General features: G+C 70.1%; 25 protein-coding genes and 2 pseudogenes. 8 read left to right on the top strand and 19 right to left on the bottom strand.

Annotation, left to right across the window (positions count from 1 at the left end):
• The first annotated feature begins 1 nt into the window (after position 1).
• A complete protein-coding gene (locus ACWD3C_RS18315) occupies positions 2 to 1,189 on the top strand; it encodes an acyl-CoA dehydrogenase family protein (protein WP_451145046.1) in 1,188 nt (395 codons plus the stop codon).
• On the top strand, positions 1,186 to 1,584 hold the full coding sequence (locus tag ACWD3C_RS18310; RefSeq protein ID WP_451145044.1) for a RidA family protein: 399 nt from the start codon (positions 1,186 to 1,188) through the stop codon (positions 1,582 to 1,584). Before ACWD3C_RS18315 ends, ACWD3C_RS18310 begins: the two co-directional genes overlap by 4 nt.
• 37 nt (positions 1,585 to 1,621) lie before the next feature.
• Here the strand turns inward: ACWD3C_RS18310 and ACWD3C_RS18305 are convergent, their stop codons facing one another.
• Complete coding sequence (locus tag ACWD3C_RS18305) at positions 1,622 to 1,816, bottom strand: DUF5999 family protein (protein ID WP_451145042.1); 195 nt, start codon at positions 1,814 to 1,816, stop codon at positions 1,622 to 1,624.
• A gap of 475 nt (positions 1,817 to 2,291) precedes the next feature.
• Between ACWD3C_RS18305 and ACWD3C_RS18300 the strand changes: the two genes are divergently transcribed.
• A complete protein-coding gene (locus tag ACWD3C_RS18300; protein ID WP_451145040.1) occupies positions 2,292 to 2,732 on the top strand; it encodes a DUF6299 family protein in 441 nt (146 codons plus the stop codon).
• 97 nt (positions 2,733 to 2,829) lie between these two features.
• Here ACWD3C_RS18300 and ACWD3C_RS18295 read toward each other — a convergent pair whose 3' ends face one another.
• Positions 2,830 to 3,624 carry a carbonic anhydrase gene (locus ACWD3C_RS18295; protein WP_451145038.1) on the bottom strand — a complete coding sequence of 265 codons (795 nt, stop codon included), beginning with the start codon at positions 3,622 to 3,624 and terminating at the stop codon, positions 2,830 to 2,832.
• Positions 3,625 to 4,657: 1,033 nt separating this feature from the next.
• On the opposite strand from ACWD3C_RS18295, the gene ACWD3C_RS18290 reads away from it, so the two are divergent.
• A complete protein-coding gene (locus tag ACWD3C_RS18290) occupies positions 4,658 to 5,647 on the top strand; it encodes a hypothetical protein (protein ID WP_451145036.1) in 990 nt (329 codons plus the stop codon).
• 186 nt (positions 5,648 to 5,833) lie between these two features.
• Complete coding sequence (locus ACWD3C_RS18285) at positions 5,834 to 6,307, top strand: MFS transporter (protein WP_451145034.1); 474 nt, start codon at positions 5,834 to 5,836, stop codon at positions 6,305 to 6,307.
• Here the strand turns inward: ACWD3C_RS18285 and ACWD3C_RS18280 are convergent.
• The 10 genes and pseudogenes from ACWD3C_RS18280 to ACWD3C_RS18235 all read right to left on the bottom strand — a co-directional run bounded on the left by ACWD3C_RS18280 (position 6,216) and on the right by ACWD3C_RS18235 (position 15,791).
• Positions 6,216 to 6,881 (bottom strand): ArsR/SmtB family transcription factor, encoded by a 666-nt coding sequence (locus ACWD3C_RS18280; RefSeq protein WP_451145032.1) that lies wholly within the window; start codon positions 6,879 to 6,881, stop codon positions 6,216 to 6,218. The two genes, ACWD3C_RS18285 and ACWD3C_RS18280, sit on opposite strands and share 92 nt — an antisense overlap.
• A gap of 9 nt (positions 6,882 to 6,890) precedes the next feature.
• A complete protein-coding gene (locus tag ACWD3C_RS18275; protein ID WP_451145030.1) occupies positions 6,891 to 8,057 on the bottom strand; it encodes a cysteine desulfurase family protein in 1,167 nt (388 codons plus the stop codon).
• Positions 8,058 to 8,085: 28 nt separating this feature from the next.
• Positions 8,086 to 8,325, bottom strand: a complete 240-nt coding sequence (locus ACWD3C_RS18270; RefSeq protein ID WP_451145066.1) for a mycoredoxin — start codon at positions 8,323 to 8,325, stop codon at positions 8,086 to 8,088.
• Positions 8,326 to 8,472: 147 nt separating this feature from the next.
• A pseudogene (locus ACWD3C_RS18265) lies at positions 8,473 to 8,871 on the bottom strand (molecular chaperone TorD family protein); the annotation flags it as partial.
• Positions 8,872 to 8,986: 115 nt separating this feature from the next.
• The gene (locus ACWD3C_RS18260) at positions 8,987 to 11,551 is read right to left on the bottom strand and encodes a molybdopterin-containing oxidoreductase family protein (protein ID WP_451145028.1); all 2,565 of its coding nucleotides are present in this window, start codon (positions 11,549 to 11,551) and stop codon (positions 8,987 to 8,989) included.
• Positions 11,552 to 11,571: 20 nt separating this feature from the next.
• Positions 11,572 to 12,474 (bottom strand): NrfD/PsrC family molybdoenzyme membrane anchor subunit, encoded by a 903-nt coding sequence (gene nrfD, locus ACWD3C_RS18255; RefSeq protein WP_451145026.1) that lies wholly within the window; start codon positions 12,472 to 12,474, stop codon positions 11,572 to 11,574.
• 4 nt (positions 12,475 to 12,478) lie between these two features.
• Positions 12,479 to 13,090, bottom strand: a complete 612-nt coding sequence (locus ACWD3C_RS18250) for a 4Fe-4S dicluster domain-containing protein (protein WP_451145024.1) — start codon at positions 13,088 to 13,090, stop codon at positions 12,479 to 12,481.
• 103 nt (positions 13,091 to 13,193) lie between these two features.
• Positions 13,194 to 13,958 carry an MMPL family transporter gene (locus tag ACWD3C_RS18245; RefSeq protein WP_451145022.1) on the bottom strand — a complete coding sequence of 255 codons (765 nt, stop codon included), beginning with the start codon at positions 13,956 to 13,958 and terminating at the stop codon, positions 13,194 to 13,196.
• Between the two features lie 4 nt (positions 13,959 to 13,962).
• Positions 13,963 to 14,610 (bottom strand): methyltransferase domain-containing protein, encoded by a 648-nt coding sequence (locus ACWD3C_RS18240; RefSeq protein WP_451145020.1) that lies wholly within the window; start codon positions 14,608 to 14,610, stop codon positions 13,963 to 13,965.
• A 5-nt stretch (positions 14,611 to 14,615) separates the two neighbouring features.
• Positions 14,616 to 15,791, bottom strand: a complete 1,176-nt coding sequence (locus tag ACWD3C_RS18235; RefSeq protein WP_451145018.1) for a cytochrome P450 — start codon at positions 15,789 to 15,791, stop codon at positions 14,616 to 14,618.
• Between the two features lie 160 nt (positions 15,792 to 15,951).
• On the opposite strand from ACWD3C_RS18235, the gene ACWD3C_RS18230 reads away from it, so the two are divergent.
• Positions 15,952 to 16,491 (top strand): TetR/AcrR family transcriptional regulator, encoded by a 540-nt coding sequence (locus tag ACWD3C_RS18230; protein WP_451145016.1) that lies wholly within the window; start codon positions 15,952 to 15,954, stop codon positions 16,489 to 16,491.
• Between the two features lie 169 nt (positions 16,492 to 16,660).
• On the opposite strand, the gene ACWD3C_RS18225 is transcribed toward ACWD3C_RS18230, so the two are convergent.
• On the bottom strand, positions 16,661 to 17,209 hold the full coding sequence (locus ACWD3C_RS18225) for a hypothetical protein (protein ID WP_451145014.1): 549 nt from the start codon (positions 17,207 to 17,209) through the stop codon (positions 16,661 to 16,663).
• 463 nt (positions 17,210 to 17,672) lie between these two features.
• On the opposite strand from ACWD3C_RS18225, the gene ACWD3C_RS18220 reads away from it, so the two are divergent.
• Entirely contained in the window at positions 17,673 to 18,557 is an 885-nt protein-coding gene (locus tag ACWD3C_RS18220; RefSeq protein ID WP_451145012.1) for a universal stress protein, read from the top strand.
• A gap of 213 nt (positions 18,558 to 18,770) precedes the next feature.
• Here the strand turns inward: ACWD3C_RS18220 and ACWD3C_RS18215 are convergent, their stop codons facing one another.
• The 6 genes and pseudogenes from ACWD3C_RS18215 to ACWD3C_RS18190 form a co-directional block, all read right to left on the bottom strand.
• The gene (locus tag ACWD3C_RS18215; RefSeq protein WP_451145010.1) at positions 18,771 to 19,133 is read right to left on the bottom strand and encodes a hypothetical protein; all 363 of its coding nucleotides are present in this window, start codon (positions 19,131 to 19,133) and stop codon (positions 18,771 to 18,773) included.
• A 333-nt stretch (positions 19,134 to 19,466) separates the two neighbouring features.
• Positions 19,467 to 19,765 (bottom strand): annotated as a pseudogene (locus tag ACWD3C_RS18210) (twin-arginine translocase TatA/TatE family subunit).
• A gap of 155 nt (positions 19,766 to 19,920) precedes the next feature.
• The gene (locus tag ACWD3C_RS18205) at positions 19,921 to 20,505 is read right to left on the bottom strand and encodes a TerD family protein (RefSeq protein WP_451145008.1); all 585 of its coding nucleotides are present in this window, start codon (positions 20,503 to 20,505) and stop codon (positions 19,921 to 19,923) included.
• Between the two features lie 71 nt (positions 20,506 to 20,576).
• Positions 20,577 to 20,789 (bottom strand): hypothetical protein, encoded by a 213-nt coding sequence (locus ACWD3C_RS18200; RefSeq protein ID WP_451145006.1) that lies wholly within the window; start codon positions 20,787 to 20,789, stop codon positions 20,577 to 20,579.
• A 555-nt stretch (positions 20,790 to 21,344) separates the two neighbouring features.
• The gene (locus ACWD3C_RS18195) at positions 21,345 to 21,920 is read right to left on the bottom strand and encodes a TerD family protein (protein WP_451145005.1); all 576 of its coding nucleotides are present in this window, start codon (positions 21,918 to 21,920) and stop codon (positions 21,345 to 21,347) included.
• A 149-nt stretch (positions 21,921 to 22,069) separates the two neighbouring features.
• Positions 22,070 to 22,357 carry a GlsB/YeaQ/YmgE family stress response membrane protein gene (locus ACWD3C_RS18190; protein ID WP_451145064.1) on the bottom strand — a complete coding sequence of 96 codons (288 nt, stop codon included), beginning with the start codon at positions 22,355 to 22,357 and terminating at the stop codon, positions 22,070 to 22,072.
• A gap of 163 nt (positions 22,358 to 22,520) precedes the next feature.
• Here ACWD3C_RS18190 and ACWD3C_RS18185 point away from each other — a divergent pair, with 163 nt between their 5' ends.
• Positions 22,521 to 22,910, top strand: coding sequence for a BlaI/MecI/CopY family transcriptional regulator (locus ACWD3C_RS18185; protein WP_451145003.1), 390 nt, complete (start codon positions 22,521 to 22,523; stop codon positions 22,908 to 22,910).
• The last annotated feature ends 6 nt before the right edge of the window (positions 22,911 to 22,916 follow it).

Here is a 22,916-nt window from a genome sequence, read left to right as displayed (position 1 = left end):
GGTGACCGCATTCGCACTCGACCCGGCACAGCGCGCCCGGTGTGCCGAACTGCGCACGCTGGCCGCCGAACGCCTGCGCCCCCTCGCCGAGAAGGGCGACCCCGGCCACGTCAACCGCCCCCTGGTCGCCGAACTCGGCCGACTCGGCCTGCTGTCCCGCCTGTTCACCTCGGGCGCGCTCGACCTGTGCCTGATGCGGGAGTCGCTGGCGTACGCCTGTACGGAGGCCGAGACGGCCCTGGCCCTGCAAGGCCTGGGCGCACACCCCGTCCACGCGTACGGCACCGAGGCCCAGCGCGCCCGCTGGCTCCCGGGGGTGAGCGACGGCAGCGCGGTGGCCGCCTTCGCGCTGAGCGAGCCGGGGGCGGGCTCGGACGCGGCGGCCCTCTCGCTGCGGGCGGAGCCGGACGGTGCGGGGAGTTGGCGGCTCACCGGTCAGAAGTGCTGGATCTCCAACGCCCCCGAGGCCGACTTCTCCACCGTGTTCGCGCGCACCACCCCCGGCGCGGGCGCCCGTGGCGTGACCGCCTTCCTCGTCCCGGCCGACCGGCCCGGCCTCACCGGAACCCCGCTCGACATGCTCTCGCCGCACCCCATCGGCACACTCGACTTCGACGCCGTACCGGTGACGGCGGACGATGTGCTCGGGGAGCCCGACCGCGGGTTCCGGGTCGCCATGGGCACCCTCAACCTGTTCCGGCCGAGCGTGGGCGCCTTCGCGGTCGGCATGGCACAGGCCGCGCTCGACGCGACGCTCGCACACACGGCGGGGCGGGAGGCGTTCGGGGGCAGGCTGAGGGACCTTCAGACGGTCGCCCACCAGGTCGCCGAGATGGCCGTACGGACGGAGGCGGCGCGTCTGATGGTCTACGCGGCGGCGACGGCGTACGACTCCAGCGCCCCCGACGTGCCCCAACGGGCCGCGATGGCCAAGCTGTTGGCCACCGAGACGGCCCAGTACGTCGTCGACGCGGCCGTCCAGCTCCACGGGGCCCGCGCCCTGCGCCGCGGTCATCTCCTCGAACACCTCTACCGGGAGGTGCGGGCGCCGCGTATCTACGAGGGGGCGAGTGAGGTCCAACGGGCGGTGATCGCGAAGGAGTTGTACAAGGAGTCGCGGGCGGAGCCGTACGCGCAGTCGTATGCCGAGTCGTATGCGGAGTCGTTCGCGGCGAGGGAGGTCCGATGAGCGTGGAGCGCGTCAATCCGGCCGGGCTGTCGCCACCGGCCGGCTTCTCCCACGCCGTCGTCGCCACCGGGGCCCGGGTCGTCTTCCTCGCGGGTCAGACCGCGCTCGACGCGGACGGCAAGGTCGTAGGAGACACACTGCCCGAGCAGTTCGAGCGGGCTCTCACCAATCTGCTGACGGCACTTCGGGCCGCGGGCGGCGCTCCGGCCGACCTCGCGCGGGTCACCGTCTACGCCACCGATGTCGCCGACTATCGCGCTCACGTCCGCGAACTCGGCCGTATCTGGCGGGAGTTGGCGGGGCGCGACTATCCGGCGATGGCCGTCGTCGGAGCCGTCCGGCTCTGGGACGAGGAGGCCTTGGTCGAACTCGACGGCTTTGCCGTACTGCCCTGAGACGTCCTGACGCTCAGTTCGGTGCTCAGTTCGGTGCTCAGGCCGCGACGGCCAGTTCGTCGAAGCTCACACGATGCGGGGCGATCACGCGGCCGTCCGGCAGCAGCTCACCCGTGTCGTCGAAGCTGATCGCGCCGTTGCAGAGCAGGTTCCAGCCCTGCTCGGGGTGGGCCGCGACGATGTGCGGGGCGGAGCTGTCGGCGGACGGACACGCGGACTGGAAGTGACACATGACGTACCTCCGAGTGAGGGCCGGGCGGCCCTGCTGTCGCCTCTGGATAGGACCTCGCTGATACGACCATGCGCCCACCGCGAACACATCGGAACCCTTGACCGGGAAGCGTGACAACACGCAGACAACTCCCTGACCTCTCCGAGACGGGGGGCGAGTTCTCCGGAGCGGGGGTGACTTCCTCGGGGCGGATGGCGACGTGCTTGGGCGGGCGGCGGCCTCCTCGGGGTGGTTCGCGACTTCCTCGTGGCGGGGGTGGCATGGCTGGACGGGCGGTGGCTGCCTCGGGCGGATGGCGACCCTTTCGCGACGGGAGGTGACATGCCCTGGGCGGGCGGCGGCCTTCCCTGGCCGGGAGGCGGCCTTGCCCGGACGGGGCGTGGCGGTCCGGACTCGCCACCGAAGGGGTGATGGTCACTGTCGTGGAGGCGGTTGCCCGGTACCTGTGGAATCCCCCACCTCAGGAGGTACTCCCATGCCCGTGCCGTCCCTGCGCAAGGCCGCCATCGGCACCGCCGCCGGTGCCGCTCTGCTCCTCCTCGCCGTTCCGTCCGCGGACGCCCTGGCCGGTCCGTACGACCAGGTCACGGTGGACTCGACCGCCCGCCTCGCGGAGGACGGCACCATCACGCTCTCGGGCACGTACCGCTGTCTGAGCAACAGCGGGCCCGTCTTCGTGTCGAGCTCGGTCTCCCAGGGCGACCCCCGTGTCCGCCGGGGCATCGGCGGCACCCGTGCGGTCTGCGACGGCGCCGAACACGCCTGGACCAACTCGGAGAAGCGCGAGCCGGGCACCTTCGCCCCGGGCCCGGCCCAGGTCGAGGCCACGCTCATGGAACTGCGCCCCGGCTTCGGCGGTCTGCCGCTCCCGCACTTCCACGCGTCGGGGCAGCAGGACGTGACGCTGGAGGGCTGAGGCAGCGGTACGGCAGGGGGCGCGCGGCTGTATGAACCGCGCGCCCCCTGCCGCATGTGGCCGTACGTGGCCGTATGTGTGTATGTACGCGCGAGCGTCAGCAGACCCGGTGGACCCTCTGGGTGTTCAGCTCGTAACGGGCGCCGACGATGGCCAGGTCACCCGAGGCCACCCTGGCGGCGAGGTCGGGCTCCGCCGCGAGCCGGGAACGTATGAGCCGTACGTTGGCGTTGATCGTCGCGTCTATGCGCGCGTCGCCCTCCTTGGTGTGATCGATGGCCGGGGCTATCTGGTCGGCCAGGTACTGGATGTGGGCGGGCAGTTTCTCGCCGGACTCGTCCGCCTCGACGGCGGCGGTCACGGCGCCGCACGACTGATGCCCGAGCACCATGATCAGCGGCGTGCCCAGTTCGAGCGGCCCGTACGCGATGCTGCCGAGCACGGCCTCGTCCAGGACCTCACCGGCGGACCGCACGGTGAACAGATCACCGAGGCCCTGGTCGAAGACCAGCTCCGGGGGCACGCGCGAGTCGATACAGCCGAGCACGACGGCGAAGGGGTCCTGACCGGCCGTCAGCGCCTGCCGGACGGCGGGCGTCTCGTCCGGGTGCCGCTCACGGAAGGTACGCCAGCGGCGATTGCCCGCCGCCAGTTCGCGCAGCGCCTCGGCGGGGGTCGAGGGGCGCGGACGGGCGGCGAGAGTGGGGGCCACGGCCGGCGCGGCGGACGCGGGGGAGGCGCCGATGGCGAGGCCTGCGCCGAGGGCCGTGGCCCCGGTCAGTGCGGCGCGCAGGAGCGAGCGCCGGGCGGGGGGCATCACAACGGGTCGCGCGGCGACGGACGCGGTCGGCTCATGGCCGACCGCTCTGGGGGGAGTTACATCGGAGTTCACGCTGAGGAACGTACGACCGTGCCCGCGCCCAAACGGTTCACCTTGCTGAATCATGGACGGGCGTTGAGGAAACATGATTGAGCGTTGAGCCATTCTTGGCGGCACTCGGGTGAAACCTTTGCAGGTGCCCCGCACACCACCTGTCGCATGAGCTGCGTCACAGGGGCTTCTGTCAGGGATGTTCGGCGCCCAACATGGCCGTTCCTTCCTGTGGGGGCGAGACGGCCGGCGCGGACCCGGTCCGCACGGCCGTGCTCAGTCCAGCAGGACGGACTGACAGATCCCGATCGGAACCCTGACAGGCACACGGGACGTGATGGGGGCCACAGATTGACCTCCCGCGCCTCGGTGGCCCGACCACTCGGGTGCCGCCGCACCCGGCCCGGGGTGCGGCGGCATGCGTTCGACGACGCTGCTCAGATGTCCCGGAAGAGACCATCGAGGCCCGTGACCTGCTGCGCTGGATGGTTGCGGGGCGTTGACCTGCACAGATGGCCTTTCGGCTGTTTCACGCTCGTGCCCGTTGATGCAGCCGGAAGTCCCAGAAAAGCCCCGGGGGACTCCCACTGCCGACAGCCACTCTTTCGGCTCTATGCAGGGTGAGGGGGCGCGGTGTGGGCTGGGGCTCGTGCATCGGTGGTCCGTCTTGAACGAACGGCAGCGCGCGCTTCTGGAGCGGCTCGCGGCCGGTGAGGAGCCTGGGCGCCGGGTGACTGGCGCTCGGCCTATGCCCTGCGCGACCGCGGACTCCTGACGGTCAGCCGCGGTGGCGGTGACGTGCATACGGAGGTCACCGGGGCCGGCCGGTTCTACCTTCGGTACGGTCATCATCCCGACGACCCGGCGTTCGCAGAGGGCGGCGTTCAGGCGGTGCCCGCCGGGCCTCCGGCGCCGGCGAAAAGCGGCAGGCGGCGCGAAGCCACGGGCCGGAAGCGCAGTTCGGTGCCTTACAGCGAGCGACCCGTCGCCCGCGCTCGACGAGCGAAGGCGCAGGAGCTGGTCGAGCGCCTGGTCGTCGAGGGGCGCGTCCGTCTTGCCGAACCGGATGACGACGAAATCGCGGAATGGCGCCGGGTCGTCAATTACGCGAAAGCGGCACGGCCTGGAACCGCAAGGCAAGCGCATCGAGAAGGCCCGCTTCGGCGCTCGTGGGCTGGAGATGTTCCTCGCCGAAGGCCCACACCCCAACTCACGGAGCCAGCGGCCGAAGGCAGACGCGCCGACGGTCCCGGTACCCGGGCGACTGAGTTCGCCTCATCCGGCTGTGGCTGCGCTCAGGGGCGATGAAGACCGGCTGGTGATTCCGCCTGTGCTCCGCTGTAGGGCACTCCTGCTGCTGCAGGCCCTGGCTGCCGAGGCGGTGCGGCGAGGGCACGAGGTGAAGGAAGGCCGATCGTACTACTCGCGGCGCGAAGGCGGAGTGGACGTGGTCGTCGACGGCTTCGCATACCCGGTCACCGTTGGGCAGGAGTTCCCGCAGTCCACAAGTCCGGAGCGCTCCGCGCGTCTCGTCGTCGAACTCGACCACGGCCGGTCCGGCCGGCCGGACCGCTGGCGAGATCGGAAGAGCAGGGTGCTCGAGGACACCCTGGGGGTGATTCTGGGGGAGATCGAGGCGCGAGTGCTGGTGGACGCTCAGGGCAGGGAAAGGGAGGAGCGGACCAGGGTGGAGCGTGAGGTTCGCTGGCGGGCGGCCATGGAGGAGGCGAAGGAACGAGCTGTGCAGGATCAGCTCGCCGAGGTGCTGCGCGAGCAGGCCAGTCGCTGGCGGGAGGCCGCTGTGCTCGGTGAGTACTGCGATGCTCTGGAACGTCGTCTTGCCGAGCTGGGCGACGCCCTGGACGGGCCGGCGCTGGAATCGGCCGGACGCTGGCTGAAGTGGACACGTGAATACGCGCAAGCGATGGACCCCTTGCACCGGCCTCCGGGGATGCCGACTCCGCGCGATCCGACGCCAGAGGAGCTCAAGGCGTATCTGAAGGGGTGGAGTCCCTATGAGCCGGAACGACGGGATGGACGGTGATACGCAGAGCGAGCGGCTCGCCGACTGGCTCCGGCAGCGAAAGGCAGCAAGTCGCGTGCCCGCCGACCAGTTGCACCTTCGGCTCTCGGTGCACGTGTTCCTGATGACGCATCATGTGGAGTGCGTGGCGGTGCTGGAGCTGGCCACGCACTGCCGACCCGCCCGCCAGAGACCCGCGGACCGGTCGTGCGCACGGTGATCACCGACACGGCGGCGGGCATGCGCTGGCTGTGGCGGGCCCGCTTCATCCGCACCGTCGTCCTGACCGGCGCGGCCCTTACCTTCTTCACCATGGCCTGGGAAGCCACCTTGGTCCTGCTGGCCCGCGGCCCCATGGGCGTATCGGAGACCGGCTACGGCATCATGCGCGCCGTCGGCGCGGTCGGCGGCGTCGCCGGTTCCCTCGTCACCCCCGCCCTCGTACGGCGCTTCGACCGCCGTGCCCTCCAGATCACTGCCATCGCCGCCACCGCCGCGCTCGATCTCGCCTCGCGGCCTTCCCGCACCCGGCCCTGGCCGCCCTGGCCTGTGTCCACGAACCGGTACGCGGGATCGACCGACCGGATGCTCAGCCGGGCCCGGTCTCGATCGGGAGCCGGGCGACACGCCATTCCAGGATGCCGTCGGTCAGCCTCAGCGCGTGACGGCCGTGGGCGGTGAGCAGGCGGACGGCGTCGTGGGCCAGAACGCAGTTGGCGCTGCGGCCGTAGGCGACGACATCCGTGTCTTTCGGTAACGCCTCCAGGCGCCCGTCCAGTTCGGCCAGTGGCAGGGACCGGGCTCCGGGGATGTGGCCGGCGGTGTACTCCTCCGTGGGACGTACATCGATCACGCGGATACTCGTGCTGTCCATCCGGTCGAGCAACTGCTGCCGGGTGAGCGGGACCGTGTCGGTGGGCCCCATGTAGGCGGCCCGGGCCTGCTCGGTCTCGGCCAGGTGCCCTCGTGCCACCTGCTGCAGCAGCTCGAACAGGGTGGCCACGTCATCGCCTGCGAGTCCGTAGTGGATGCGCGCGCCCTCACGTCGGGTGGTGACGACACCGGCCTGTTTGAGGATCTGCAGGTGGGCGGAGACGCTGGTGAGGCGAATGTCCGCGGCGTGGGCGAGGGCTTCCACGCTGCGCTCGCCCTGGGCGAGAAGCTCCAGCAGCTCCAGTCGCTTGCCGTTCGACAGGGCTTTGCCCACATGGGCGAAGGCGTCGTAGAGGGCTTCTCGTTCGGCTGGGCCCGTCATGGCGCTCCTTCAATGGGTCGCCTCCGAGGCCGCCTTGGTGATCGCTGCGACCGCGCGGTCGACGTCGGTGGCGTCGGACCAGCGGCCGAGGCTGAGGCGGAACGCGCCGAGGGCACGCTGTTCGCTGATGCCCATGGCGAGCAGGACGTCGGAGGGGCGGTGAGCGCCCGAGTGGCAGGCGGAGGCGGTGGAGGCTGCGAGGTCGGAGGCCATTGCCAGGGCCTCGGCGGCGATCACTCCGCTGATGCTGGCGTTCAAGGTGTTGGGCAGCCGCTGGTCGGGGTGTCCGTTGAGTGTGACCCGGCCGGGGAGGGCCTGGCTCAACTGGGCGTGGAGAGCATCGCGCAGCGTGGTCAGGCGCTGAGGCTCCGTCGGCAGCAGCGCGGCCGCCTTGACGGCCGCCGCGCCGAGGCCGACGAGCGTGGGGACGTTCTCGGTGCCGGCGCGCTGGCGCCGCTCCTGTCCTCCGCCACAGATGACCGGCTCGAAGTGGAACCGCTTCGGCAAGTAGAGCGCGGCCACGCCCTTGGGAGCGTAGAACTTGTGGCCGGTCACGGTGAGCAGGTCCGCGCCCAGGGCTCGGACGTCGACGGGGATCTTGCCGATCGTCTGGGAGGCGTCGGTGTGGAACAAGGCCCCTGCCTCATGGGCGATGGCGGCGAGTTCGGCGATGGGCTGGACGGTGCCGGTCTCGCCGTTGGCGTGGTGGACGGAGACCAGGGCGGTGCGGTCGGTGACGGCCGAGCGGAGGGCCGCGGGGTGGACCAGGCCGTGTCCGTCCACGGGAAGGTAGGTGACCTGGATGCCGTGCAGCCGCTTGAGCGCCTCACAGGTCTCCAGAACCGACGGGTGCTCGGTGACCTGGGTGACCAGGTGGTCGCGGCCCTCGCGCAGCGCGGGCAGCAGGGCGCCGCGCAGCGCGAGGGTGTTGGCCTCGGAACCGCTTCCCGTGAAGACGACCTCTTCCGGCTCCGCGCCGATGAGGTCGGCGACCTGACGGCGGGCGGTGGCGACCGCAGCCGCGGCCGGGCGGCCGTAGGCGTGGCCGCTGGAGGGGTTGCCGAAGTGGGTGGTCAGGTAGGGCAGCATCGCCTCCAGCACGTCCGGGTCGAGGGGGGTGGTGGCGTTGTAGTCGAGATAGGCGGGCCCGTCCCGTAGGTGCTCGACGATGGACATGGTGCGGCTCCGTTTACGTGGATGCGGGTCAGGCAGTGCCGGCGAGGTGCTGCTTGACCTGAAGGACGCCGGGATTGGTCATGGCGGTGCCGTCCGCGAAAACGACGGTCGGGACGACTTGGTTGCCGTTGTTGACCTTTTCGACGAGCGCGGCGGCCTCGGCGTCCTGCTCGATGTCGATCTCGGTGTACGGGATGTTCTCCCGGTCGAGCTGCTTCTTCAGACGGTCGCAGTAGCCGCACACGGTGGTGGAGTAGACGGTAACCATGATGTTCTCCTTCGCGGGGAGGGTGAGGATGTCGGCCGGCCAGTCTGCGGCTTCCTGCAGCACGCGCCGGACCAGGTGGGCGATGGTGGTGTACGGGGCCCACTCGGCGGTGGTTTCGAGCTCCTTGAGGTAGCTGTCGGCCCAGGGCCGGATGTGGACGTGCAGCAGCTCGTGGGCGGCACGCCACGCCTGCTCGATGGTCAGGTCGCTGTCGGCGGTTCCGACGGCGACGCGGTAGAGGTGGGCCAGCAGCGAGAGCTCGACGGCGAGGTGGTCGTGGTCGACGACCGCGTCCTGCGGGCCGAGTGCTGGCTGGAGCTGGTAGTGCTCCATGAAGGCGCCGATGTCGCGGGCGGAGCGTCCGCCGAGTTTGACCTCGCCCTGGTGGGCGGAGGCGTACGGCGGGCAGACCGGCTGCGGGCCGATGAACAGGCGGCAGAACTCGGCGGCGAGCTCCTCCAGGGCCTCGGGCTCCTCGCGCTCGGCGAGAGCGGGGTCGGCGAGCGGCCGGTGGTCGTCCCGGGTGTGGGCGTCCGCGTTGATCATCTGCCGGTGGAGCAGCGGGTCGATCTCGCGGCTGAACAGGCGAACGGCGAGGCGCAGCAGGCCGGTGTACGCCTTGACGTGGTCGGCGGCGACGGGGATCTGGTTCACGACGCGGTCACACCTTCCGGATCTGCACGACGGTGTCGTGGTACGCCTGGCCGCCCGCGACGGGGTCGGGGTAGATCGGCAGCAGGTCGTTCTGGGGGACGCTGAGGGTGCCCTGCCACCACAGCCGGTCCAGGTCGGCGTCGGCGATGTCGCCGTAGCCCGGGTTGCCGGTCGCGTCGTTGCCGTTGGTGGCGTAGGCGCCGCCGACGCTGCGGCCGGCGTTGTGGGCGATGGCCAGCACCATGGGGTGCACGCCTTCGGTCAGGCGCACCCGGGTGCGCAGGGTGCCGAGCTTGGAGCCGTCGCCGCCGGGCACGGCCGCGTCGTCGGGACGGAAGCTGGTGACCTCGATCCAGTCGCCGTCGCCTATGCCGAGCTTGTCGGCGGTGGCGCGGTTGATCAGGGCGGGGTTGGTGTGGGAGATCTCCTGCAGCCACTTGGACTGCATGGTGCGGTGCCCGTTGTGCACGTTGATCTTGTAGCTGGTCATGATCAAGTGGTCGTCGGGGAAATCGCGCTGGTGGCTGGGTATCGGCTCGTACACCGGCAGCGGCTCCACGTCCTTGCCGACCTCTTTGCCCTTGCCGACGACGAAGGAGCTGTGGATCTCGACCCTGCGGGACGGGGTGAGGAAGCCGCGCCGTGCGATGCCGCCCACGCGTATGCCGATGGCTGTGGGTTCGCCGGTCTTGTCGTCGGTGCCCTTGTGGATGATCCCGGTCCTGGGGTCCTCGCGGGAGCCCTCGAGTTCCTCCGGGGTGAGCCGGGTGACGTGGGGCTCGTAGAAGGGCTTCTTGTCAGGGTCGATGTAGATGCCCTTGGCCTTCATGTGCGCGAAGCCGCCGGGGATGGGCTTGAAGTACTCCTCCAGGTATTCCTCGGTGGTCTGCCAGGGGAAGTACTTCTCCATGCCGCCGCCGATCCGGCGGGCGAGTTCGGGGAAGATCTCGCGGATGTCCTTGGACTGTCCGCGTGGTGGGACGACGGGCTGGCGCAGGCCGACGTAGTCGACGAGGCCCTGGGGCGGGCGGGAGTCGATGTCCCAGCGTTCCAGGTAGGTGGTCCAGGGCAGGATGATGTCGGCCAGGTGTGAGGTCTCGGAGTACATCACGTCGATGCAGACGTGGAAGGGGATCAGTTCCTCGTCCGCCAGGACACTGCGTACGAGTTTGCCTTCGGGGAAGGACCAGGCGGTGTCGGCGTTGTAGGTCATCAGGGCCGACACCTTCTGCCGGCGCTCCTTGATCCAGAGGTAGATGATCTCGGCGACCTTCTGCTGCTTGAAGGCGTTCGCGACCGGCCAGTCCCTGGCCTCGGCGATGACGCTCCTGGCCGTCGGCTTGTCCGGCACCGGCTCCGGCTCTGGGATGGCGTCCTTGTCCCAGGACGAGTTGGGGTGCCAGCACCAGCCGCCTTCCCTGCCCATGTTGCCGACCAGGGCGTTGAGGACGGTGATGGCCCGGTCGTTGTAGAAGCCGTTGCGATGGGACTGCGAGCCGCGGTTGCAGATCGTCGTGCACCGGGGCGCGGCGGCGGCGAATTCCCGCGCGATGCGGACGATGTCCTCGGCAGGCACGCCGCTTTCCTTGGCGGCCCGCTCGGGCGTGTAGGCGGCGACGTGCTCGGCGAACGCGTCGGCCGGATGGTTCGACCAGGTGTCGAACCATGTCTTGTCCCACAGGCCCTCGCGGCAGATCACGTTCGCCATGGCGAGGGCGATCAGGCCGTCGGTGCCGGGCTTGACGCAGAACCATTCGTCGGACAGGGCGGCGGTGTTGGACAGGCGGGTCTCGAAGGTGACCAGTTTCGCGCCGCGTTCGCGGGCACGCATCATGCGGATGGCGACCGGGATGTGGCCCTGGTGGGCCTCGGCCCAGTTGCAGCCGAAGTTCAGCACATACCGAGTGTTCTCGAAGTCGCCCAGATCCCAGTCGGACTCGCCGATCGTGGTGGCGATGGCGGCACGCCGGTTGTTGGAGCACAGCGCGCGGTGATTGAAGTGCGAGGGGGTGCCGTAGGCGTTCAGGAACCGGGCGGTGACCTCCTTGGACCGGTTGCGGCCCTGCTGGAAGGCGAACTCCTCCGGCTTGCCCCGCTCACGGATCTCCTTCAGCCGCCCGGCGATCTCGGTGTACGCCTCCTCCCAGCTGATGCGCTTCCACTTCCCCGAGCCGCGCTCGCCCACCCGCTTGAGCGGATACAGCAGGCGGAACGGGTCGTAGAGCACGGACGGGCCGGCGACCCCTTTGCCGCACACCGCGCCCTGGCTGTTGGGGTCCTCCGGGTTGCCGGTGATCTTCAGCAGACGGCCGTTCGCGACGTGGCCGATGATGCCGCACGCGGTGGTGCACATCTGGCACATCGACGGGACGGCTGTGGTCCGGGTCGTGCCCTTGCCGACCGGTGCGGACGGCTTCGGGTCACGGATGATCTCTATGGTGCCGAGGCCCGTGAGGGCCGCGCCCGCTGCGGCACCGATCCTCAGCAGGTCGCGGCGGCCGAGTTCCCAGCCATCGGGGCCCGGCGGGCTGTCGGGTGTCTCGGTGTCCGCAGCGGCGGTGTCGGTGGTCATCGTCGGTTCCCCCCGGGGTGTCAGGCAGTGAAGATCAGGTAGCGGACGGCGGCGGTTCCGGCGAGGATCGCGGCGGCTGCCGTGAGGCGGGTCCAGCGGCCGTCACGCACCAGAGTGAGCAGGGCGAGGGGGACGATCAGCCCGAGACCGATCGCTCCGGCGTAGAACAGAGGTGCCCATTCGCCCTTGAATACGGACTCAAGTGCCTGTTTGGCGGGCCCGTTCGGCACGGACACGGCCGTGAAGGCCAGCGCGGCCGCGTAGGTCATCAGCAGGACCAGGGTGGCCCGGCGGTGCACGGCAGCCTGCAGGGTGGTCGCCTCCGGGTCCCATGTCTGCACGAGCTGCAGCACGGCGGCGCCCATCAGCAGGGACGTGACGAGAAAGATCAGGGCCGAGCCGCTCGTGGAGGCGAGCGGCGAGACCCAGGTACGGGCCAGTACGGAGATCGGGTAGACCGCCAGGGCGACGCTGGTGAAGCCGAGCAGCCACACCACCGCGTTGTCCAGGTACTTGGCGGTGCCGAGGGCCGGGAGCGGGGCCGGGGCGCCTTCCGACGCCGTACGCCTGCGCCACAGCAGGTACAGAGCGACGGCGAGCAGGAACGTCTTGACCGCGATGATCTTCGCGCCGAGCGAGATGGGCGAGTCCCAGTTCCCGAACTTGGTGAGCATCAGGAAGAAGCGCCCGGGCCGCCCGAGGTCGACGGTCAGCAGCAGTCCCGCGCCGCTCAGCAGGAGCAGGCCCAGCCAGGTGGTGCGCCAGTCCAGGGAGAGGGAGGCGGTGGGGAACCGGCTGCGGTGCCACCAGGTGGCCAGCGTGAGTCCGCTCGGGATGCCGATCAGGGTGAAGTAGGCGGCCAGCAGGCCACCCCAGGGGGCGGCGTGCGGTAACGGCGCGACCTGGGCCAGGGTGGTGAGCATGGCCTCACTGCCCCTTCAGGTCGGCGTTCGTGTCGACCTGGACGCCGTCGACCGCGATGAGTGGCAGGGCCCGCTTGGGGTCGACGTAGAAGACCTTCGGCCGGGTGTTCGCCTCCGGTTTCCACACCTCGGTCTCGTTCTCACGCATCTTGGCGGAGATCGTGCTGTCCGGGTCGTCGAGGTCACCGAAGACGCGGCAGCCGGTGGGGCATGCCTCCACGCAGGCGGGCTGGCCACCTTGGGAGGTGCGGTGCTCGCACAGGGTGCACTTGCTCGCGGTCTGGGTCTGCGGGTCCTCGTAGATCGCGTCGTAGGGGCAGGCGGCCATGCAGAAGCGGTTGAGGTTGCAGTCGCCTTCCTCGATGACGACCTCGCCGTTGGGCAGGCGGGTGATGGCGTCGGTGGGACAGGCGTTCAGGCAGGGCGCGTCCTCGCACTGGTTGCACAGGACGGGGATGAAGTGGCGGGTGGCCTTGGGGTATTCGCCGTCCTCGACGTACTTCACCGTGTCGCGGAAGACCCCGAGGGGTACGTCGAACTCGTTCTTGCAGGCCACCGAGCAGGCGTGGCATCCGATGCAGGTGTTGAGGTCGATCAGCATTCCGAAGCGGGGCACGGTGCTCCTCACAAGGGCTTACTGTTCACGGTCACGTCAGATCAGAGGGGCGGTGAGTGGTGCGGGCACGGCTGCCCGCACCACTGTGGCATTCTCCTTCGACTCAGTGCCGGAAGGTGAAGGCGGGCAGCGCCTTGTCCAGCCAGCGGGGCATCCACCAGTTGGCCTTGCCGAAGATGGCCAGGGACGCCGGCACGATCAGCATGCGCACGATCGTCGCGTCAAGGATCACAGCAATGGCCAGGGTGATGCCGAGCTCGGTGGGCGGGATCGGGCCGGTGACGCCGAAAGCGACGAACACGATGACCATGATGACGGCCGCGTTGGTGATGGGCCGTCCGGTCGCGGCGATGCCGTCCCGTACCGCGGTGCGGGTGTCGCCGGTCAGCTCGTACTTCTCACGGATCGAGGCGAGCAGGAACAGCTGGTAGTCCATCGACAGACCGAAGAGGATCGCGAAGAAGAACACCGGCGCCCAGGCGTTGATGAAGCCCTGGGATTCGATGCCGATCAGCGAGGCGCCCACGCCGTGCTGGAAGATGATCGACGCGATGCCGAACGCCGCGCCGACGGTGAGCAGGTTCATCACCACCGACACCAGCGCGATGACCACACTGCGGAAGACGATCAGCATCATCAGCAGCGACATCACCAGCACCAGCGCGATGATGCCGGGCGCGGAGGCGGCGAGCGCCTCGGTCATGTCGTGGTTCTGCGCGGCCGGCCCTCCCACCAGGGCCTCGGGGGCGTCCTCGTCGAGATCGTCGCGCAGGTCGGCGACGAGGTCGGAGGTGCGGTTGTCGTCGATGGCCGTGGTCGGCGTGATCCGGACGACGGTGCGGCCCGAGTCCGCGGCCTCGGCCGCCACCTGGTCAGCCGGAATCAGACCGTACGGCGGTGCCGAGGATGTGGAACGAGGCAGGCATGCGGGCGTCGGGAAACAGGAAGTGGTCGAGCCGCTCGATGGTGAACCCGGACCGCTCGACCGACGCGGCCGTGTCGCGGCCGGTATGACAACCCCCGGCCAACCGCGGCCAGACGGTCGCGTCGAGCACGCGCTGGAAGCGGGCCAGACCAGGGGTGTCGGCCTGGACGTGTTCGAGGAACCGCAACTGCCCGCCCGGCTTGAGGACCCGGTGAAACTCCCGCAGTGCCGCGTCCTGGTCGCGTACCGAGCACAGCACGAGCGACACTACGACCGCATCCGCGGTGGCGTCCTCGGCGGGGAGCTGCTCGGCGAGGCCGTCGACGACCTCGACCGGCGTCGGCGCCTGGCTGGCGGCGGTTTGGGCGAGGCTTCGCAGGTGCGGCTCCGGTTCCACGGCCAGGACACGGGCGACAGTGGCTGGGTAGTACGGGAAGTTGAGCCCGTCGCCGGCACCGACCTCGATCACGTCGCCGGTGAGCCGGGCGAGTAGGGCTTGGCGGTGTTCGGCCATGCCGCCCCGCTCCATGGCCCGGCCCATCAGCGGGTAGAGCCGCGCAAAGACCGGATGATGCACACAGGTGCCGCGTCCCATGCCGATCACCACCGCACCGGAAGCTCGGCCAGGCCGCCGGTGAGCGTGTCGCGCCGCATGGTCAACTCCTCCATGCCGACGGCAAGGCGCAGGGCCGGAAGCCGTGCCACCAGCTGGGCGAACACCGCCTGCAGTTCGATGCGGGCCAGGGGCGCGCCGAGGCAGTAGCGGGCGCCGTGCCCGAAGCTGAGATGGGCCGCGGCCGAGCGGGTGATGTCCACCCAGTCCGGGTCGGGGAAGACGGCGGGGTCGTGATTGGCGGCGCCGTTGTCCAGCAGTACCAGCTCTCCGGCCCGGATGGTGACTCCGTCGATCTCCAGGTCGGTCCGCGCGTAGCGGGGGATACCGCCGCCGCCCTTGCCCGGCGCGCGCAGGATCTCCTCGACCGCATGGGGGACCAGACCGGGGTCGTCCACCAGGGCCTGCCACTGCTCCGGGTTGGTCAGCAACAGCAGGGCGCCCAGGCCGATCTGGACCACCGTGGTCTCGTGCCCGGCGAACAGCAACGCCATCGACAGCCCGGCGGCTTCGTCGTCGGAGACCCCCTCGGTCGCGCACAGCCGGGAGATCACATCGTCACCGGGCTCGGCCCGCTTGCGGGCTACCAACGTCTGGCCGTAGCCGAACAACTCGGCCAGCCCTCGTTCCGAACGGGCGCGGTCGCGGATGCTGGCGGCGTCGGCGGTCCAGTCGCGGAACTGTTCGCGGTCCTCGTACGGCACACCGAGCAGCTCGCAGATCACCAGGATCGGCAGCGGCACCGCCACCGCGGCGTGCAGGTCCGCCGGTGGCCCCTGCTCGGCCAGCTCGTCCAGCAGCCGCGCCGTCAGGGCATCAACCCGCGGGCGCAGGGCCCGCAGGTGCCGAGGCGAGAAGTGCGGCTGCAGCAGCGACCGCATGCGTGCGTGGTCGGCCGCCTCGGTGGCGAAGTTGCCCAGCGGACCGCCGAACAATGCCGACTCCCCGGTCCGCGCCGCGCTCTGCGGGGCCGGATGGGCCCGGCCGAGCCGGTCGTCGTCCAGCAGCTGCCGTACCTGCGCGTGGCCGGTGACCAGCCACGCCTCGTCCCCCACCGCAGTGCGCACGCGGTGCACCGTGCCCTGGGACTGCAACTCACGCAGCCGTGGCGCGATCCGCAACGGATCCGACTGCTCGAACGGCAACTGGGCCGCGACGGCCATGGCAACCTCCATAAGTTTATTCGAGCTTGTATAAGACCTATTAAACAAGTTACTTGTATAGTCTGGCTTAAACAAGAGGAGGTTTGGAGTGACCGAAGCCGACCGGCAGCCCTCTCGGACGGCGTCAGTACGTCAGCCTGAGCGTGCTCGTGCTCGGCGCATGCCCCGGGCCGAGCGGCGTGAGCAGATCCTCGACGCGGCCACCCGCGCCTTCGCCCGCACCGGCTTCGCCGCCACCGGCCTGGACGACGTGGCCGCGGAAGCCGGCGTGACCCACGTGATCCTCTACCGGCACTTCGCCTCGAAGAGCGACCTCTACCGCGCCGTACTCGACCGCGCCTGCACCCGGCTCGCCGAGACCGTCGGCATCGACGACTACGACGAGAACAGCGTCGCCGCGCTGTTGCGCGCCGCCGCGGCGGACCCCGACGGGTTCCGGCTGCTGTTCCGCCACGCCGCCCGCGAACCCGAGTTCCGCGACGTCATCGACAGCATCCGGTCCGCCTCGATGGAGATCGCCGCCCGCCACCTCGCCGACACGATCCCGGACAGCCCCTGGCGGACCTGGGCGGCGCAACTCGTGCCCACCCTCACCCTCGAAGCCGTCATCACCTGGCTCGACACCGGCCAGCCCGACCCCGACCACGCAGCTGACCGCATCAGGCAGGCCATCCAAGGAGTCGTCCAAGCCGCCCAGTAGATCCCTGAACAGCGGAACCCACACCCGGCGATACAGGTCCTTCGACGCCGGCCTCGCCGAAGCGAGCCCCGCCATGACGCGCCGGGGCGGCCGGCGCATGGCGACAGGGAGCCTCACCTGCCAACGCACCTTGCACAGCTGGGGATGTCCAGGCGCAGCGTCCGACCGATCAGCCGGCGCGCCGCTGACCACCTTTCAACTGCTCGGCCACATCCGTGAACACCCGGCATCTCCAGAGCAGTGCCGTGACCCGCTCCAGCAGTTGCCGATCCACGAACGGGTTCAGGGAGAACCGCAGCTCGGGCTCCCGGCTGCGGGTGCTGACGGTCATGCCGCCGACGGCGAGGAACTCGTCACCGGGCTCCCAGAGTGCACCGAACACCTCCGGCCAGCACCGGAGATCAGGGAGGTCGTTACCGCTCAGGTCGATGATCAGTACCGTCGGCATCAGCTTCGACTGGCGCTTCTTCCGCTTCTCCCGGAGCACATTGGCGGCCACGTCCTGCGCCATCGCGGTCACGTGCGGGCTGTTGAACGGCGCCGACATGGTCGTGTAACCACGATCGCGGCTGACCCGAATCGACAGCCAGGAAGCCGGAATGCCGTCTTCGGGCCGCGCCGGAGACGCCTCGACTCGCAGGGAAGTGACCCCCGGCCTGCCGCCGGCGGGGAGAAACCCCTCGATGATCGCCTCCCGAACGCTCGCCCTGATGGACACGGGCGGGACCGGATGCGTCCGGATGCTCACGGCTGCGGGCAAGCCACAGGCGCGAAGCCCCTGGCTCAGGGTGTGGCTGAGGTCCGTCACACTCCTCGGGTGCCGGGAGCCGATCTCGATGCCGAAAGTCTCTTGCCCGCACTGCGGCAGCAAATCGGGTCCCTTGTCGGTGTTGAACCGGAACGGAACGCCGGCCTCGGCCAGATGCGAGGCAACCGTCAGTTCGGCGAGGTGGGTTCCAGGCGGTGATGTCGACCGGTGGCCCGCAGCGGTGCTGGCCGCCTGCGGGCGATACCCCGGCAGCGGGTGCGAGATGGACGTACACCGAGTGCTCGGCGACACTCGCGTACGCACCGTTCGGACACCTTCCCGGCTGCCGCCGGCCGGATGGTGTACGAGCCGCGCTGGCCCGGGTGGAGGGAGAATGAGAGGGCATCCTGGCGCGCTGAAGGCGGTGGGAACCATGGTTTTGCCCTTGGTCGTGGGGGTCGACGGCTCGGAGCCCAGCCTCCACGCCGTCGACTGGGCCGTGGACGAGGCGGCCCGCCACGGTCTGCCGTTGCGGATCGTCCACGCCTCGCTGTGGGAGCGGTACGAGAGTGCGGCCCTGGCGGACACCCCCGGAGCCGTCTCGGACGTGGTGACCGAGCACGACCTTGCCGAGAGTGTCGTGGCGCGAGCGGCCCAGCGTGCCCGGCAGCGCTCACCGGCGGTGGAGATCAGCACCGGCGTGGTGCCGGAGGATCCCGTGTCGGCGCTGTTGCGCGAGGCGCGCCTCGCCGGTGCCGTCGTGACCGGGGTACGAGGCAGGGGCCCGATCAGGGAGCTCCTGCTTGGCTCGGTCAGTCTTTCCCTGGCGGCCCGGGCCCCCTGTGCGGTCGTCGTCGTACGCGGCTGGGCGGAGAACAGACAAGCCGCCAACGGCCGTATCGTCGTGGGCGTCGGCGGTGCCACAGCCCCGGCAGCGGTCCGGTATGCCCTCCGGGAGGGCGCGGTGCGCGGGTGCGAAGTCGAGGCCGTACGGGCCTGGCGTCGCCCGGCGCACAGGACTGCGCCGCATCCGCTGCTGACCGGGGAGCCCGCCCATGCCGAGGAGGATCACGCCTCGGTTCTGCTCGACGAGGCATTGGGCGGCGTTGCCAAGGAGTACTCCGGCGTGATCGTGCACCGTGCGCTTGTCGAGGGTTCCGCACGCCATGCGCTGGTGGCCCGGTCGTCGGCGGCCGACCTGCTGGTCATCGGGGCCCGTCGGCGTCGCGGCCACCTCGGTCCGCAGCTCGGCCTGGTGGGGCACACGGTGTTGCACCACTCCGAGTGTCCGGTGGCGGTGGTTCCGCAGCAGGAGTGACATCGGCTGACTGATCGGCGGTCACCAGGCGGGCCTGAGCCGCGCCTTATGTGCCGAAGGACGCCCCTCGGTGGCGGCATCCGTTCGGTGATGGCGCATGGGAGACGAGGTTTCTGCCCGGAGTTTTGCCCCTTGCTCGCGCTCCTCCTACCGGCGGTTGGGCTGTGCGTCCATGCAGGTGCCAGTAAAGAGGGGCCCTGGGCGGCGTGGGTGTCACATCCACATCTTCCACGCCGACTCCAGGCGGGAGTGCGGTGTGAATCGCGGATCACCCGCGAAGCACGCGTGGATCTCGGAGGGAGCGCCGATGAGATGGAAACGCCCCTCAGTGCCGAGCGCGAACAGTTCCCGAAGGACGTCCGCCGGCAGCTCGCCCTCGTAGCGGAGCTCTCTCATGTCCAGGAAGAACTCGCTGCGCTTGCCGTCGTCGCAGGCACGCAGCTTCTGTCGGAGGCGAGGCGCGGTGGCGGCGCCGAGGGTGCCACTGACCGCTATCCACACACGAGACGGCGCCTCGGCAAGCACCCGCGTCCGTATCACCATGATCTCCACGGCTGTCCCCCCGGTATCACGCACGCGCCGTTTCCTGCCCAGACCTTCCCCGCCCTGCGGACGAAGGTGGCAGACTCCTCGATTCTCATTCGCCGTGATGGCCCCGACTGAAGCCAGGGACGCCCAGCCACCGCAGAGTGGGGCCGACGACTGCTTGGTGATGAGCCTGCTGCTCGCCCGCGCGGCCTCAGCAGACCTGCTCCTCATCTCGACGCGCCCCACTGGCACTTCGGGCTCCCGCCCGGCCGCATGGGCCACGCGGCGCGCCATCCTGCGGACTGCCCAGTGGCCGCGATCCCCGCCGGGGCCAACTTGCGTGCCCCTTGGCTGTCGGCTCCCGGCCTTGGCCGCGGTCCTTCAGTCTTGAGGCCCCGATGACTGCCCGGAACCTGGCGTTTGGGGGTGAGGTGCGGAGGTCCGTGCGGTGTGGGTCGTGTTGCAGGTGGTGGGGGTGATGGTCTCGCCCTGGATGACGCGAGGTGCCATCTCTTCCGCCTGCTGTGTGGGCGCGGGCTGTTCCTCCTTCATCGCCTTGGCCTCGGCCTTGAGGATGCGGGCGGCTTGCCTGCGGAGCGGGTGAGTTCGGGGAGCTTCTTTGCGGCGAGGACGGCTATGACGACGATGAGGATGATGGCGAGTTCGCTCAGTCCGAACATGCGGGTCCTGTCGTTCTCCTTGAGCCTGGGCCGGGCGCGGCGCGAGCATATCGAGCGGCGGGATGGTGGCGGTATCGCCGTCCCGGTTCGTGGTCGGCCGCCGTTGGCCGGAGCGGCTGGGAGGCTGCGGAAGCCGCGCTTACGGGCGAGGCCGTCTACAGGTGCGGAGAGATCGACGGCAGCAGGTCCTGGAACGTGCGGCCGACGGCGGGTTCGCCGATGGCCTTCATCTGCCAGCCGCTGCCGTTGCGGTGGACCTTCGCCATGATCTGGGCGGTGTGGTTCCCGCCGCCGGTGAGTGTGTAGCGGGCCAGCTCGGTTCCTGTGGGCTCGTCGACCAGACGGCAGAAGGCGTTCTGCACTTCGGCGAAGGTCTGGCCGGTGAAGGAGTTGACGGTGAAGACGATCTGGTCGACGTGGGCGGGGATGCGGGCCAGGTCGACGAGGATGGCCTCGTCGTCGCCTCCGGCGCCGGCCCCGCCGGTCAGGTTGTCGCCGGTGTGTCGGACTGAACCGTCGTCGCTGGTCAGGTGTTGGAAGAAGACGACGTCGGCGATCTGTCCGGAGGCGAACAGCACGGCGGAGGCGTCCAGGTCGATCTCGCGCGCGCCGGTGAGCTTGGCGAGGAAGCCCTTGCGTGGTGCGGCCTGCCAGCCCAGGCCCATGCGTACCGAGGTCAGGCTGCTGCCATCGGATTTGCTGAGGCTGATCTGCTGGCCCTTGCTCAGGTTGACCGACATGAGGGTGCTCCTTCGGGTGGGTTCGGCTCTTGCGTACGGTGTTGTTGCGCGGTGAGGCGGCGGGCGGATCGTCAGGGTATGTGGCGCGCGGTGTCGTCGGGGCCGGTGGGTGGGCGCTTCGGGAGCGTGGTGCGAAGGAGTGGGTCCTCGCTGATACAGCGCCGCAGGTGGGGCAGCATTGCGCGGTCGAGCAGCGCCTGGTGCCAGGTCAGTCGCGCCTGTTCCAGGCGGTCGGCCGACGGGGCGCCGTGTTGGCGTATCGCCATGCGCAGGGGGGCGGTCACGGCGAGCAGGGTGCTCCCTGCCGCGATGAGTGCAAGGATCCAGCCTGCGGTGACGAGTGAGGCTGGGCAAGGTGCCTGCCAGGTCGGCGAGTTGGAGAACGTAGCCGAGCGGGAGCAGGACCGCCGCGGATGTGGCGGCCACCAGCGGCGTGAGCACGGTGAATGCGGGGAGGAGGGTGGCCTTGTCCGTCGGGTGCTTCGAGCCGTGCTGGGCTGACGATCGTACGGCGAGGCAGGCGTCGTAGGCGTCTCCTGCCTCCGCCGTGATCTCGTCGGCGGCTGCGAGGGCCCCCGGGTGCGGAGGTGGTCGGCCGCCCGGCCGGCGGGGTCGGCGAGGAGGGCCCTGCGGATGTCCGTCGTGCTCAGTGCGAGATGCAGTACCGCTTCGAAGTCCGCGGGGTCCTCCGGGCGGAGGCGGTGCGGGCCGGCCACGTGGTCTCCCGGGGGTTGCTGAGGCGTGCCACCGAGGAGGCCATGCTGCAGGCCCGCCTCGGTGGGCGCGACCGCCGGGCCTGTCTCCGAGTGACGGGTCCGGCGGTGTCAGATCGGTCCGTGTCAGACGTTGACGCCGAAGTCGGCGGCGATCCCGGCCAGGCCGGAGGCGTAGCCCTGGCCGACCGCGCGGAACTTCCACTCGGCGCCATTGCGGTAGAGCTCACCGAAGACCATCGCGGTCTCGGTGGCGGCGTCCTCCGACAGGTCGTACCGGGCGATCTCGGCGCCGCCCGCCTGGTTGACGACGCGGATGAAGGCGCCCCGGACCTGGCCGAAGCTCTGCCCGCGGTTCTCGGCGTCGTGGATGGACACCGGGAAGACGATCCTGTCGACCTCGGCGGGCACGGCCGCGAGGTTCACCTTGACGGACTCGTCGTCGCCCTCGCCCTCACCGGTGAGGTTGTCGCCGGTGTGCTCGACCGAACCATCGGGGCTGGTGAGGTTGTTGTAGAAGATGAAGTGCTGGTCGGACAGGACCCTGCCGGAGGCGTCGAGCAGCAGGGCGGAGGCGTCGAGGTCGTAGTCGGTGCCGGTGGTGGTGCGGACGTCCCAGCCCAGGCCGACCAGGACTGCGGTCAGGCCCGGCGCCTCCTTGCTGAGCGAGACGTTGCCGCCCTTGGCCAGGGAAACTCCCACTGCGTACTCCTTCTCGGAAGGTGCGAATCGCGGTCCACGGCGCGGACCAGGATTATGAATCTACAGCACTGTAGAGAAAGTGGAAGGGGGGGCGCGGCCGGACGTCGGACGCGTGACCGTTTGCGCGGTGCTGGCCGTGAAGTGGTCTGTCAGTCCCGTGAGTTGCCGAACAGGAGGCGGTAGCCGATCAGCAGCACCAGCGCACCGGCGATGACCGAGCCCCAGGTCGCGGCGTCGAAGAACTCCCGCTGCACCGGCCGGTCGAGCAACTCCGACGACAGCCAGCCGCCCACGAAGGCGCCGGCGATGCCGATGAACGTCGTGCCGGCGCAGCCGCCCGGGTCCCGTCCGGGCAGGATGGCCTTGGCGATCGCGCCGGCGAGCAGGCCCAGAACCAGCCATGCGATGACACCCGTCCTCTCCTCGTTCCTTTCGATCGGCGTTGCCCGTGGCGGGCGCGTCCGGGCAGCTTAGCTTCTACAATTATGTAGAGGTTGCGGTGGTGGGTCGATGAATGACTCCTCGGGTGGCGTGGAGGCGCTCCGGGCGTCTATACGATGTCCGCCCGGGAAACGGGCGGCAGCGGAAGGGAGACAGGGCGTGACGGATCACCGGCAGCGTCCCCGGCGGCGGGGGCAGGGCGAGCTGGAGGCGCTGGTCCTGTCGGCGCTGCGTGAGGCGGACGGCCCGGCGACCGCGGGCTGGGTGCAGGAACGTCTGGGTGGGGACCTCGCCTATACGACGGTGATCACGATCCTGACCCGGCTGCTGGCCAAGGGCGCGGTCACCCGGGAGCGGGCGGGCCGGTCCTTCGCCTGGACGTCCGCCTCGGACCAGGCGGGTCTGGCCGCCCGGAAGATGCGCAAGGTGCTGGACGCCGAGAGCGACCGGGAGGCGGTGCTGGCCAGCTTCGTCACCGGCCTCGGCCCCGACGACGAGCGGCTGCTGCGCGAACTGCTGGGTCGGCCCCGGGGCGAAGGGGAAGCCTGACATCTC

It is taken from the genome of Streptomyces sp. NPDC002845 (genome assembly GCF_053591955.1).
The sequence above is the reverse complement of the archived record's forward strand: the minus strand, read 5'-3'. Positions and strand labels throughout refer to the sequence as shown.

Excerpts from the sequence above, each read along its gene's own strand:
- ACWD3C_RS18280 (WP_451145032.1), bottom strand. The coding sequence starts at position 6,881 with ATGACGGGCCCAGCCGAACGAGAAGCCCTCTACGACGCCTTCGCCCAT.
- ACWD3C_RS18310 (WP_451145044.1), top strand. The coding sequence starts at position 1,186 with ATGAGCGTGGAGCGCGTCAATCCGGCCGGGCTGTCGCCACCGGCCGGC.
- nrfD (WP_451145026.1), bottom strand. The coding sequence starts at position 12,474 with ATGCTCACCACCCTGGCCCAGGTCGCGCCGTTACCGCACGCCGCCCCC.
- ACWD3C_RS18230 (WP_451145016.1), top strand. The coding sequence starts at position 15,952 with ATGCCCCGGGCCGAGCGGCGTGAGCAGATCCTCGACGCGGCCACCCGC.
- ACWD3C_RS18275 (WP_451145030.1), bottom strand. The coding sequence starts at position 8,057 with ATGTCCATCGTCGAGCACCTACGGGACGGGCCCGCCTATCTCGACTAC.
- ACWD3C_RS18205 (WP_451145008.1), bottom strand. The coding sequence starts at position 20,505 with ATGTCGGTCAACCTGAGCAAGGGCCAGCAGATCAGCCTCAGCAAATCC.
- ACWD3C_RS18240 (WP_451145020.1), bottom strand. The coding sequence starts at position 14,610 with ATGGGACGCGGCACCTGTGTGCATCATCCGGTCTTTGCGCGGCTCTAC.
- ACWD3C_RS18260 (WP_451145028.1), bottom strand. The coding sequence starts at position 11,551 with ATGACCACCGACACCGCCGCTGCGGACACCGAGACACCCGACAGCCCG.
- ACWD3C_RS18220 (WP_451145012.1), top strand. The coding sequence starts at position 17,673 with ATGGTTTTGCCCTTGGTCGTGGGGGTCGACGGCTCGGAGCCCAGCCTC.
- ACWD3C_RS18300 (WP_451145040.1), top strand. The coding sequence starts at position 2,292 with ATGCCCGTGCCGTCCCTGCGCAAGGCCGCCATCGGCACCGCCGCCGGT.
- ACWD3C_RS18235 (WP_451145018.1), bottom strand. The coding sequence starts at position 15,791 with ATGGCCGTCGCGGCCCAGTTGCCGTTCGAGCAGTCGGATCCGTTGCGG.
- ACWD3C_RS18305 (WP_451145042.1), bottom strand. The coding sequence starts at position 1,816 with ATGTGTCACTTCCAGTCCGCGTGTCCGTCCGCCGACAGCTCCGCCCCG.
- ACWD3C_RS18270 (WP_451145066.1), bottom strand. The coding sequence starts at position 8,325 with ATGGTTACCGTCTACTCCACCACCGTGTGCGGCTACTGCGACCGTCTG.